This is a genomic window from Streptomyces chryseus, assembly GCF_014650755.1.
In the GTDB taxonomy this organism is placed as follows: domain Bacteria; phylum Actinomycetota; class Actinomycetes; order Streptomycetales; family Streptomycetaceae; genus Streptomyces; species Streptomyces chryseus.
Genome location: NZ_BMVO01000001.1, coordinates 871745 through 884670, shown reverse-complemented (window position 1 = coordinate 884670; position 12926 = coordinate 871745). Strand labels below are relative to the sequence as shown.

Sequence of the window (12926 nt, the reverse complement as noted above, 5' to 3'; positions counted from 1 at the left end):
GGCGCGGCCGTGGATCCGGACGGCGGGTGGCTGCGTCTCTTGCGGTATGGACTTCGAGAAACACCCGGCGCAGCCGCTTCAGCCGCAGCCGCCCGCGTCGCGGCGTGAGGGGCCGCAGGCAGAGGGCTGTCTGACCGCCGCCATCAGGATTCCGGTGCGCATCGTGGTGCTGGTCCTGGTCGTGCCCGTGCGGATGGTGTGGGACCTGCTCGCCGTCTGTGCGAAGGCGGTCGGCCGCGCGCTCGGCGCGGTCGTGCGCGTCCTGGTCGTGACACCGCTGGCCTGGCTGTACCGGACCGTACTCGTCCCCGTCGCGAAGGTGCTCGGGTACGTCGCTCACGCCGTGTTCGTGTTGCCCTGGGTGCTGCTGTGGCGGTACGTCGTGGTGCCTCTCGTCCGGTACGGGATCGTCGCGCCGGCGGTGTGGCTGCACCGCCGGGTGCTGACCCCGCTCGGCCACGGCCTGGCCTGGCTGGGCCGCACGGTCGGCAACGCGCTCGCCGCCGCAGGGCGCGCCGTGGGCACGGCGGTGGGGTGGCTGGCCCGGACGCTCGTGCTGGTGCCGGCGCGGTGGCTGTACGCGTACCTCCTCGCACCCCTCGGGCACGCGCTCGCCTGGGTGGGACGGGCGCTGTTCGTGTGGCCGTGGGTGGCCCTGGGGCGGTACGTGCTGGCTCCCGTGGGCCGGGGGATCGCGTGGCTGGCCGCCGGGCTGGGGCGCGGGGTGGGCTGGTGCGTGGCGACGTTCCTGGTGGCGCCCGCCGTCTGGGTGTGGCGCGCGGTCCTGGTCCCGGTCGGGCGGGAGGCCGGCGCCGCGTTCGGGCACGCCTGGCGTGTCGCCGGGTACATCTCGCGGGCCGTCGGGCGCGGGCTGAAGTGGCTCGGGTGGAACCTGGTGGGGCGGCCGGTGCGCTGGGTGTGGCTGGGGGTGTGCACGCCGGTGGGGCACTGGGTGCGGGACGTCCTCTGGGCGCCGGTGAAGCGGGCGGGCCTCGAAGCGGGCCGGGCGGCGCGCGGAGCGCTGCGCACGGCGCGGGAAACGGTGCGCCGGGCCCGGCGCGACGCGTGGCGCGCGCTGGTCGGCGGCCCCGCCGGCACCCGGCCCGCCCCGGGTGCGGCCGAGGCCGTGGAACCGGTGCGGGCTCCTGCGCGTACTCTGGGTAGTAAGACCACTGCCCCCAGCGCGGCACCCGCGTCCGAGATCTCCCTGCTTGGCGGAAGCACCGCCGGACAGGGGTGAGCCGGCCGCCGGGACGCGAAGGGGCCACCCCCACGCCGGAAGGGTGACGCGCGGACAGCGCGCCACCCCGCACGAGGAGAAGAACCACTGGGCAAGCGACAGCCCGAAGGCCCGCCGCCCGCACCGGCGGTGCAGCGCATCCGACTGCGCTACACCAAGCGCGGCCGCCTCCGGTTCACCAGCCACCGTGACTTCCAGCGCGCTTTCGAGCGGGCGCTGCGACGCGCCGACGTACCCATGGCGTACTCGGCAGGCTTCACCCCGCACCCGAAGGTCTCGTACGCCAATGCCGCACCCACCGGCACGGGCAGCGAGGCCGAGTACCTGGAGATCGCACTGACCGCCCCGCGCGCCGCGGACGAGCTGCGCGAGCTGCTCGACGCGTCGCTTCCGGACGGGCTCGACATCACGGACGCGGTCGAGGCGCGTACGTCGGGCCTGGCCGACCGGCTCCAGGCCTCCGTCTGGGAGATGCGCCTCGACGGCGTGTCGCCCGAGGACGCGCGGAAGGCGGTCGACGCCTTCCTCGCCGCCGAGAGCGTCGAGGTCCAGCGGCGTACCAAGAACGGCATGCGGTCCTTCGACGCCCGCGGTGCCGTCGCCGGCCTGGAGGCTGTTCGTCCGCCGTCCGATAGGCCGCAGGACAAGCCTTGTGCGATACTGCGGCTGGTTGTTCGGCATGAAACACCCGCCGTACGACCCGACGACGTCCTGTCCGGTCTCCGAGCTGTGGCCGACCTGGCGCCGCCGGTCCCCGCAGCGGTGACCAGGCTGGCGCAGGGGCTCTTCGACGAGGAGTCCGGCACGGTGACCGACCCGCTCGCGCCCGACCGCGAGGCAGTCACGGCCGCCCCACCCACGGCCGCCGGACTGACCGCCGCGAAGGCGCCGGAAGGTGCAGGTTCCGCGTAGGGCGGTCGTTGTAGCGCAGCCCTGGCACTCGGGAGCCACCTGGGTCGGGCGGCGCACTGACCAGAAGACTTTCGCCAGGCCGTGCGCACTCCGCGTACGGAACCGGCGAGCTAGACAACAGCTCCCGTGCGGCGCCCGCGCCCCGGACGGCGGTACCGCGCTGATCGCGCGGACCGGACCGGACCGGAACCAGGTGTGGCGCCCGGGAGCGTGACGGGAGAACCGCCCGCATGCTTGAGCCGAACGATTCCACCGAGCCCTCGGCAGGTACCGCGCGTACCGCCGGGGACCCCGACGACAACCACTCGCCCAGCGACACGCTGCCGCCGCGCCGCCGGCGCCGCGCGGCCTCGCGGCCCGCCGGCCCGCCGGCCGGTGACGCGAAGAACGCAGCCCAGTCCGCCGCCAGCACAGAGGCCGCGGCTCCGGCCATACCGGCCGGAGAGGGCACCGTGAGCGAGCCCGTAGAGAGCACACCGTCCGCAGAGGCCGCGCAGGGCGGCGAGGCCGCAGCGCCGGCCCGTACGCGTCGCCGTGCCACGCGTAAGGCGACGGCGCCCGCCGGTGCGCCGAAGGCCGAGGAGACGCCCGCGGCCCCCGCTGAGGAGCCCGCCGCGCCCGCCGCTGCGGAGGCCGTGGAGGAGTCCGCCGCGCCGGCCCGTACGCGCCGCCGTGCCACGCGTAAGGCGACCGCGCCCGCCGGTGCGCCCAAGAGCGACGAGCCCGCCGCCGAGGCGCCCGCCGTGGAAGCCCCGGCCGCGCCCGCCGCTGCCGAGGCCGTGGAGGAGTCCGCCGCGCCGGCCCGTACGCGCCGCCGTGCGACCCGTAAGGCGACCGCGCCCGCCGGTGCGCCGAAGTCCGCCGAGGCCGAGTCCGCCGAGGCGGAGCCCGTGGTGGAGGCGCCTGCCGCAGCCGCCGCGGTGGAGGCCCCTGCTGAGCCCGCCGCCGAAGAGGCCGCCGCCGAGGAAGCGCCGCGTGGGCGTGGCCGCCGCCGCGCCACCCGCAAGGCGACGGCGCCCGCCGGTGCGCCGAAGCCGGCCGAGGCGGACGCCGCAGCCGAAGAGGCGCCCGCCGCCGCCGAGCCCGCGCCGGCGGAGCCCGTGGCGGAGCAGGCAGAAGAGGCGCCGCGTGCCCGTACGCCGCGCCGTCGCGCCGGCCGCAAGGCCGCCGACGAGGCCGCTGCCGCCGAGGCTCCCGCCACCGAGGCCGCAGAGGTCGCCGAGCCGAAGGCCGCCGAGGAGCCGACGCGTTCGCGCCGCCGTGCGACCCGGCCCGCCGTGGCCGTCTTCCAGGCACCGGTCTTCACCGAGCCGATGTTCCAGACCCCCGAGACGGCTGCCGCCGCGGCCGCCGCCCGGGTGACGGAGCCGGACTACATCGAGGACGTGGAAGAGGACGAGGAGGCGGAGGAGACCGTCACCGTCGAGACTCCTCCCGTACAGCAGGCCGCCCCGCGCGGCCGCCGTCGCCGTCGCCGGGGTGAGCCGTCCGAGGACGAGCGTGCCGAGCGGTCGGAGCGTACGGAGCGCGCCGAGCGTCCCGAGCGGGCCGTCGAGGCCGCGCCGCAGCCCGCCGAGCCGGCCGAGGCCGTGGAGGAGGAGCGCGACGAGGAGGCGCACGACGAGTCCGACGAGGCCGAGGACCGCAGGGCGCGTCGCCGTCGTCGCGGCGGCCGCCGCCGCCGCCGTGGCGAGCTCGCCGACGCCGAGGATGCCGAGGAGCAGGAGACGTCCGAGGAGGCCGCCGCCGAGCGGACCGAGGACGAGGAAGCGCGCGCCGAGGACGAGGACGACGAGTCGGGTGCGGGTTCCGCGTCCAGCCGCCGTCGCCGCCGTCGTCGCCGTCGCAGTGGTGACGCGGGTCCGGAGGCCGAGGCCAACGGCGTCGACGACCCGGAGCGCACGGTCGTCAAGGTGCGCGAGCCACGGGAACGGCGTGGGAAGGAAGCAGCCGAGCGCGAGCCCGGCACCGGCTTCGACGAGGTCCAGTCCATCAAGGGCTCGACCCGCATGGAGGCGAAGAAGCAGCGCCGCCGCGAGGGCCGTGAGCAGGGCCGCCGCCGCGTCCCGATCATCACCGAGGCCGAGTTCCTGGCGCGCCGTGAGGCCGTCGAGCGCGTGATGGTCGTACGGCAGAACGGTGACCGCACCCAGATCGGCGTGCTCGAGGACAACATCCTCGTCGAGCACTACGTCAACAAGGAGCAGTCGACCTCGTACGTCGGCAACGTCTACCTGGGCAAGGTCCAGAACGTACTGCCGTCGATGGAGGCCGCGTTCGTCGACATCGGCAAGGGCCGCAACGCCGTCCTGTACGCCGGTGAGGTGAACTTCGACGCGCTCGGCATGGGCCACGGCCCCCGCCGCATCGAGACCGCCCTCAAGTCCGGCCAGTCGGTGCTCGTGCAGGTCACGAAGGACCCGATCGGCCACAAGGGCGCCCGCCTCACCAGCCAGGTCTCGCTGCCCGGCCGCTACCTGGTCTACGTGCCCGAGGGCTCGATGACCGGCATCAGCCGCAAGCTGCCCGACACCGAGCGCGCGCGTCTGAAGACCATCCTCAAGAAGATCGTTCCCGAGGACGCGGGCGTCATCGTGCGCACCGCCGCCGAGGGCGCGAGCGAGGACGAGCTGCGCCGTGACGTCGAGCGTCTGCAGCAGCAGTGGGAGGACATCCAGAAGAAGTCGAAGAGCAGCGGCGCGACCAGCGGTCCGACGCTTCTCTACGGCGAGCCGGACATGACCGTCCGGGTCGTGCGCGACATCTTCAACGAGGACTTCTCGAAGGTCATCGTCAGCGGTGACGAGGCGTGGCAGACCATCCACGGTTACGTCAGCCACGTCGCCCCGGACCTGACGGACCGGCTCTCGCGCTGGACGTCGGAGGTCGACGTCTTCGCGACGTACCGGATCGACGAGCAGCTGATGAAGGCGCTGGACCGCAAGGTCTACCTGCCGAGCGGCGGTTCGCTGGTCATCGACAAGACCGAGGCGATGATCGTCGTCGACGTCAACACCGGCAAGTTCACCGGTCAGGGCGGCAACCTCGAGGAGACCGTCACCAGGAACAACCTGGAGGCGGCCGAGGAGATCGTGCGCCAGCTGCGGCTGCGCGACCTGGGCGGCATCGTCGTCATCGACTTCATCGACATGGTCCTGGAGTCGAACCGGGACCTGGTGCTGCGGCGCCTGCTGGAGTGCCTGGGACGCGACCGTACGAAGCACCAGGTCGCCGAGGTCACCTCGCTGGGCCTGGTGCAGATGACGAGGAAGCGTGTCGGCCAGGGTCTCCTCGAGTCCTTCTCCGAGACCTGCGTCCACTGCAACGGGCGCGGCGTGATCGTGCACATGGAGCAGCCGACCGCGGCCGGTGGCGGCGGCAAGCGCGCGAAGAAGCGCGGCCGTGGTGCGGAGGCCGAGCACGAGCACGTGGAGCCGGTGGAGGCGGAGGCCGACACCGACACCGACATCGAGACCGAGGCGGAGGTCGCCGCCGAGGTGGCTGCCCCGGTGGCGCTGCCCGAGCCCGAGTTCGTGCCCGACGAGGAGCTGTACAGCAGCGCCGCGGAGGCCGAGGCGGCTGCGGGACGCGGCCGTTCGCGCCGTCGCGCCTCGCGCAAGGCGTCGGCCCCGGCCGGTGCGCCGAAGGCGGCGGAGCCGGTGCGCGCGCCGGAGCCCGTGGCCGTCGCGGAGCCCGAGCCGGTCGTCGTGGCCGAGCCCGAGCCCGTGGTGCAGGAGGCGGCCCCGGCCCGTACGCGCCGTCGTGCGACGCGCAAGGCGACGGCTCCGGCCGGTGCGCCGAAGACCGCCGAACCGATGGTCGCCGAGGAGGTCCAGGTAGTCGCCCCCGCCCCCGTGGCCGAGGCGCCGAAGGCCGAGGAGCCCGCGGCCGCCGAGCCGGTGACCGAGGCCCCGGCCGAGGAGCCCGCGGCGGCTGCTCCGCCGCGTGCGCGCCGTCGTGCGACCCGTAAGGCGTCCGCGCCGGCCGGATCGCCCAGGGGCGCGGAGGAGGCGGCCGTACTGGTTGTCGAGGCTCCGGCGGCCGACAAGGGCGCCGAGGGCGAGGGCGGCGGCGAGCAGGCCGGTGCGGAGCCCGAGTCCGATGCCGCAGTCGCGGCTCCGGCCAAGAAGGCGGCGCGCAAGACGGCCGCCAAGAAGGCCCCCGCGAAGAAGGCGGCGGCCAAGAAGACGGCCGCGAAGAAGACGACGGCCAAGAAGACGACGGCCAAGAAGGCGTCCGCTGCGAAGAAGACCTCGGCCGCGGAGCAGCAGCCGCAGTCGTCGGTCTCGGCCACGACCGAGGACTGACCTCCGGGTCGTACGTCGCGCTCTACGGCTCTGTGGGCCGCCCCGGAAGGATCAGGGGCGGCCCACAGCGCTGTCCCCGCAGGGCCCAGGAGGGCGCCGCGGGACCCGGTTTGACCCTCCCCGCGGTGGACCGTACTCTTGACCGTCGGCGTGTTTCTGTGCACGCCATCTCCTGAGCACCTCCCTTCCGGCTCTCCTTCGGGGAGCCGTGAGAGGCCGCTCGTCCATTCGGACTTGTCGCGGGCCCACGGCCCGTGCGAGCGGCTGGCATCAGGGGTCCCGTCCCGAGCGAAAGAGAGATCAGCGTGTACGCCATCGTGCGCAGCGGTGGTCGCCAGCACAAGGTTGCTGTCGACGACATCGTTGAGGTTGACAAGATTCCCACGGCCAAGGTCGGCGACACGGTCGAGCTCTCGACCCTGCTCGTTGTCGACGGCGACTCCGTGACCAGCGACCCGTGGGTCCTGGCCGGCATCAAGGTCACCGCCGAGGTCGTGGACCACCACAAGGGTGCCAAGATCGACATCCTTCGGTACAAGAACAAGACCGGCTACCGCCGTCGCCAGGGTCACCGCCAGCAGTACACGGCGATCAAGGTCACCGGTATCCCCACGGCTGCGAAGTAAGGGACTGAGACATGGCACACAAGAAGGGCGCATCGTCCACTCGGAACGGTCGCGACTCCAATGCCCAGCGGCTTGGCGTGAAGCGCTTCGGCGGTCAGACCGTCCTCGCCGGTGAGATCCTCGTCCGCCAGCGCGGCACCCACTTCCACCCGGGCACGAGCGTCGGCCGTGGTGGCGACGACACGCTGTTCGCACTCGCCGCCGGTGCGGTCGAGTTCGGCACGCACCGTGGCCGCAAGGTTGTGAACATCGTTCCGATCGCCGAGTAATTCCGGCTCTCGTCGAGCGGTGACGCACAGCACTTTCCGAGGGCGGACGCTCTTTCCCGGACAACGGGGAAGCGCGGCCGCCCTTGGCGTGTTACGTATGTAGACATTTCCGTATGTACTGGAGGACCCACCCATGACCACCTTCGTGGACCGCGTCGAACTGCATGTCGCCGCGGGTAACGGAGGCCACGGCTGCGCCTCCGTACACCGTGAGAAGTTCAAGCCGCTCGGCGGCCCGGACGGCGGCAACGGCGGGCGTGGCGGCGACGTCACCCTCGTCGTCGACCAGTCCGTGACCACGTTGCTGGACTATCACCACAGCCCCCACCGCAAGGCCACCAACGGCCAGCCCGGCGCGGGCGACAACCGCTCGGGCAAGGACGGCCAGGACCTGATCCTGCCCGTGCCCGACGGCACCGTGGTCTACGACAAGGACGGCAACGTCCTGGCCGACATGGTCGGTCACGGCACGACGTTCGTCGCGGGTGAGGGCGGCCGCGGCGGCCTCGGCAACGCGGCGCTGGCCTCGGCCCGCCGCAAGGCGCCCGGTTTCGCGCTCCTCGGTGAGCCGGGCAAGGGCGGCGACATCGTCCTGGAGCTCAAGACCGTCGCCGACGTGGCGCTGGTCGGTTACCCGAGCGCCGGCAAGTCCTCGCTGATCTCGGTGCTGAGCGCGGCCAAGCCGAAGATCGCGGACTACCCGTTCACCACGCTGGTCCCCAACCTCGGTGTCGTCACGGCCGGTTCGACCGTCTACACCATCGCCGACGTTCCCGGCCTCATCCCCGGCGCCAGCCAGGGCCGCGGCCTGGGCCTGGAGTTCCTGCGGCACGTCGAACGCTGCTCGGTGCTGGTGCACGTCCTGGACACGGCGACGCTGGAGTCCGACCGCGACCCGCTGACCGACCTCGACGTGATCGAGGAGGAGCTGGCGCAGTACGGCGGTCTGGGCGACCGGCCGCGCGTCGTCGTCCTCAACAAGATCGACATCCCGGACGGCAAGGACCTCGCGGACATGATCCGCCCGGACCTGGAGGCGCGCGGCTACCGCGTCTTCGAGGTGTCGGCGGTCGCGCACCTGGGCCTGAAGGAGTTGTCCTTCGCGCTGGCCGAGGTCGTCTCCAAGGCGCGCGCCGCGAAGCCCAAGGAGGAGTCGACCCGCGTCGTCATCCGCCCGAAGGCCGTCGACGACGCCGGCTTCACCATCACCGAGGAGGACGGCGTCTACCGCGTGCGCGGCGAGAAGCCGGAGCGCTGGGTGCGGCAGACCGACTTCAACAACGACGAGGCCGTCGGTTACCTGGCGGACCGCCTCAACCGTCTCGGCGTCGAGGACCGGCTGATGAAGGCCGGCGCCCGCGCGGGCGACGCGGTCGCCATCGGCGCCGAGGACAACGCGGTCGTCTTCGACTGGGAGCCGACGGTGATGGCGGGCGCGGAGATGCTCGGCCGCCGTGGTGAGGACCACCGTCTGGACGCCCCGCGTCCGGCGGCCACCCGCCGCAAGGACCGCGACGCACAGCGCGACGACCCGCAGCGCGAGTACGACGAGTTCAACCCCTTCTAGGGGCGGGCCGCCACTCCCTGTGGCATCGATCACCCCCTGGGTGTGAACCGTGACGCCCTCCTGGACGTCTCACTGATCGCGGGGCGGACTCAACGCGACGAGTCCGCCCGGCGGTTGGCGAACGGTAGAGGTTTCGTACAGGTGTCGGCAGAGGGACGTCCACCTTGCGAGACGGTCACGGAGAGTGCGACCATCGCGTTGTCTCCCAGTCCCCGCAAGGTAGGTCGTCTGTGTCAGTGCAGCCCATAGCCAAGCCCCGAACCACAGCAGTCGTGCTCGCCGGTGGTACCGGTCAGCGTGTGGGTCTGTCGATCCCCAAGCAGCTGTTGAAGATCGCAGGCAAGGCGGTCATCGAGCACACACTGTCGATCTTCGAGCAGGCCGAAGGCATCGACGACATCATCGTTCTCATGGCGCCGGGTTACGTGCCCGACGTCGAGAAGATCGTCGCGAAGGCCGGCCTGACCAAGGTCACCAAGGTGATCGAGGGCGGCTCGACGCGCAACGAGACCACGGAGCGGGCCATCTCCGCGCTCGGCGAGGGTCTCGCCGAGGGCGAGGACCGCAACGTCCTCTTCCACGACGCGGTGCGCCCCCTGCTGTCACAGCGCGTGATCCAGGACTGCGTCGACGCGCTGGAGCGCTACGAGGCGGTCGACGTGGCCATCCCGTCCGCGGACACGATCATCGTGACGCGTACGCACGGCGGCGACGGCGAGTTCATCACCGAGGTCCCGGACCGGTCCCGGCTGCGCCGCGGCCAGACCCCGCAGGCCTTCAAGCTGTCGACGATCCGCAAGGCGTACGAGGTCGCGGCCGGCGACCCGAACTTCCAGGCCACCGACGACTGTTCGGTCGTGCTGAAGTACCTGCCGGACGTGCCGATCTACGTCGTCGCGGGCGACGAGTACAACATGAAGGTGACCCAGCCGGTCGACGTCTTCATCGCCGACAAGCTGTTCCAGCTCGCCTCCACGGCCGCTCCGCAGCAGGCCGACGAGGCCGCGTACCGCGAGCTGCTCGCCGGCAAGACGCTGGTCGTCTTCGGCGGCTCGTACGGCATCGGCGCGGACATCGCGACCCTCGCCGAGCAGTACGGCGCCAAGGTGTACGCGCTGGGCCGCTCGACCACCGGGACGCACGTCGAGAACCCCGAGCACGTCGACGACGCCCTGTCGAAGGCGTACGCGGAGACCGGCCGCGTCGACTACGTGATCAACACGGCGGGCGTGCTCCGCATCGGCAAGCTCGCCGAGACGGACAACACGACCATCCAGGAAGCGCTGAACGTCAACTACCTGGCCCCCGTGCAGATCGCCCGGGCCGCGCACAAGTACCTCGCCGAGACCAAGGGCCAGCTGCTGCTCTACACGTCCAGCAGCTACACCCGCGGCCGCGCCGAGTACAGCCTCTACTCCTCCACGAAGGCCGCCATGGTGAATCTCACCCAGGCCCTCGCCGACGAGTGGGCGGCCGACGGGGTGCGCGTCAACTGCGTGAACCCGGAGCGTACGGCGACCCCGATGCGCACCAAGGCGTTCGGCGAGGAGCCCGCGGGCTCGCTGCTGTCGTCCGAGGCCGTGGCGCGCACGTCGCTGGACGTGCTGCTGTCGGAGCTCACCGGTCACGTCATCGACGTACGGCAGGTGGACCCGACCCGTGGCGCGTCCGAGGCGTCGGGCTTCGAGCAGGCTCTCGCGGCCGTCCTTGACCGTCAGGAAGATGTGTAATATTGCTTGACAATTGAGAATTCGGGCCTCTGTAGTCGCCAAGACAGCGATTTGCAGAGGCCCGACTTCGTGAAACCGGACTTCACAATTCCATTGCACCGTAAATAACCGGCACCCCTCTGGAGCAGGTTCTTCGTGATTTCGACCGCCATCCGCCTGGCCCGCGTGGGCAGCGGGTCCGAACTGGCCGCCGCCGCCGTCATCGGCCTCGGGTATCCGTGCGTGATGCTCGCCGCGCTGATCCCGAACCTCTGGTTCTTCGCGGCCGCCGTCGCCGCGACGTACCTCGCGGACCGGCATCTGCACCGGCGCGGCAGCTACTTGATCAACCGCCTCGGCAAGGTCCGGGCCGGGCTCTCGATCCGCTTCCTGGTGCGCCAGCTGCTGCTGATCCTGCTGCTGGCCCGCATACACCTGGCCGAGCAGTCGATCTTCTACGTGACGATCGCGGCCCTCCTGCTCTTCTACGCGCTCCAGGCCCCGCACGGCGCCCTCGTCACGCTGATCCGCCTGCGCCGGCGGATGCCGGTCGTCACCCGCAACGTCGACCTCGGCATGCTGAGCATCCCGCCGGCCCCGCCCAAGCGGCTGCTGAACCGGTCCGCCGAGAAGATGCTGCACCTCGACGTCTTCGCCGTGGCGGGCGTGCTGATCGCCGTCCAGAGCGGCGAGTACGCCGTCGGCTACGCGGGTCTCGCGCTCACCCTGGCCCTGGCCGTCGCCTACGTCGTGGTGCTGCTGCCGTACCTGCGCCGCGGCCGCCGCGTGCCGCCGGTGGACACCGTCCTCGAAGGCGTCGACAGCTGGCTGCGCGACTACCGCCCCACCACGGTCCTGTACTTCTCCGGCTCCCGGGAGTCGGCGTACCAGGTCAACATGTGGCTCGACACGATGAAGCAGCTCGACGGCAGGCCGCTGATCGTCCTGCGCGAGCGCCACATCGTGCCGCAGCTCGGTCCGACCTCGGTCCCGGTGATCTGCGTCCCGAGCGCCACGCACCTGATGAACATGGACCTGTCCACGGTCCGCGTCGCGCTCTACGCCGCCAACGTCGGCAAGAACATCCACATGCTGCGCGTCCCCACCATGAAGCACGTCTTCATCGGTCACGGCGACAGCGACAAGGTCGCGAGCATCAACCCGTTCAGCAAGGTGTACGACGAGGTGTGGAGCGCGGGCCGGGCCGGCCGCGACCGCTACGCCCTCGCCGACGTCGGCGTCCGCGACGAGGACATCGTCGAGGTGGGCCGCCCGCAGCTCGCCCCGATCCAGCCCTGGAGCGGTACGCCGAAGCATCCCGTCCCCACCGTGCTGTACGCCCCCACGTGGGAGGGCTGGGACGACAACCCGGGCAACACCTCGATCCTGCTGGCCGGCGAGAACATCGTCAGGCGCCTTCTGGAGGCCGAGCAGCCGGTCCGGGTGCTCTACAAGCCCCACCCCTTCACCGGGACGCGCAGCCCCGCGGCCAAGGCCGTCCACGCCCGTATCACCGCGATGGTGGAGGAGGCGGCCGCCGCGCGCGCCACCGACGCCCGCTGGGCCGCGGACGCCGCCGCGCTCCAGGCGGAACGGAGCGCAGCGCAGGCCGAACTGGCCCGTATCGAGGCCCGTCTCGCTGAACTGGGCGCCAAGGGCAAGGGCGCGGCCAAGAACGGCAAGGACGAGGCGGAGATCTCCCGCGACGCCCTGCCGGACCCGGTGCGCGAGGCCGAGCTGGCGCAGCTCAGGGACGAGTGGAACGACGCGTACTGGCGCTCGTTCGGCTGGTGGGAGCACCGGGTCATCAGCGGCGCCGAGCCGCGCCTGTACGACTGCTTCAACGAGTCGGACGGCATGGTCTCCGACATCTCCAGCGTGGTGTCGGACTTCATCGCGAGCGGCAAGCCGTACGCCGTGACCGACTCCGCGGAGCTGGGCGTCGAGGAGTTCAAGCAGCAGAACACCGCCGTACGCGCCGCCGTGATCCTCGACAACAGTGCCGCGCAGCTCGGTGAGCTGCTCGCCGCCATCACGGGCGGCGAGGGCGCCGACCCGCTGGCGGAGGCCCGCCGCGAGCTGAAGGCGTACCTGCTGGGTCCCGACGAGCCGGCGTCCATCGTGCAGTTCAACGACGCCGTACGGACCCTCGCGGCCAAGTCCGAGGCCCGCAACCTGGGAGTGGCCCAGCGCACCGGCCCGGAGGTCGCCGTCGCCGCGGCGGACCCGAGCGACTCGGCGCCGGAGGCGAGCGGGATCGACTCGACCGTGCCGGGCTGATCCCGACAGTCGGTCG

Annotated in this window: 8 protein-coding genes; all 8 read left to right on the top strand. The window is 72.1% G+C overall.

Features of this window, described 5'->3' with window-relative positions; all coding sequences use genetic code 11:
* Positions 1-46: 46 nt before the first annotated feature.
* The 8 genes from IE185_RS04100 to IE185_RS04065 all read left to right on the top strand — a co-directional run bounded on the left by IE185_RS04100 (position 47) and on the right by IE185_RS04065 (position 12910).
* The gene (locus IE185_RS04100) at positions 47-1240 is read left to right on the top strand and encodes a hypothetical protein (protein ID WP_229843336.1); all 1194 of its coding nucleotides are present in this window, start codon (positions 47-49) and stop codon (positions 1238-1240) included.
* A gap of 129 nt (positions 1241-1369) precedes the next feature.
* Positions 1370-2152, top strand: a complete 783-nt coding sequence (locus IE185_RS04095; protein WP_138894836.1) for a TIGR03936 family radical SAM-associated protein — start codon at positions 1370-1372, stop codon at positions 2150-2152.
* A 230-nt stretch (positions 2153-2382) separates the two neighbouring features.
* Positions 2383-6459 (top strand): Rne/Rng family ribonuclease, encoded by a 4077-nt coding sequence (locus tag IE185_RS04090; RefSeq protein ID WP_138894837.1) that lies wholly within the window; start codon positions 2383-2385, stop codon positions 6457-6459.
* A 305-nt stretch (positions 6460-6764) separates the two neighbouring features.
* Positions 6765-7085: a 50S ribosomal protein L21 gene (rplU, locus tag IE185_RS04085; protein ID WP_028813461.1), complete on the top strand. Its 321-nt coding sequence runs from the start codon at positions 6765-6767 to the stop codon at positions 7083-7085.
* Between the two features lie 11 nt (positions 7086-7096).
* Entirely contained in the window at positions 7097-7354 is a 258-nt protein-coding gene (gene rpmA, locus IE185_RS04080) for a 50S ribosomal protein L27 (RefSeq protein ID WP_093800874.1), read from the top strand.
* Positions 7355-7487: 133 nt separating this feature from the next.
* A complete protein-coding gene (gene obgE, locus IE185_RS04075) occupies positions 7488-8921 on the top strand; it encodes a GTPase ObgE (RefSeq protein WP_138894838.1) in 1434 nt (477 codons plus the stop codon).
* Between the two features lie 230 nt (positions 8922-9151).
* Positions 9152-10651, top strand: coding sequence for a bifunctional cytidylyltransferase/SDR family oxidoreductase (locus IE185_RS04070; protein WP_138894839.1), 1500 nt, complete (start codon positions 9152-9154; stop codon positions 10649-10651).
* 135 nt (positions 10652-10786) lie between these two features.
* On the top strand, positions 10787-12910 hold the full coding sequence (locus IE185_RS04065; RefSeq protein ID WP_229843335.1) for a hypothetical protein: 2124 nt from the start codon (positions 10787-10789) through the stop codon (positions 12908-12910).
* Positions 12911-12926 lie beyond the last annotated feature (16 nt).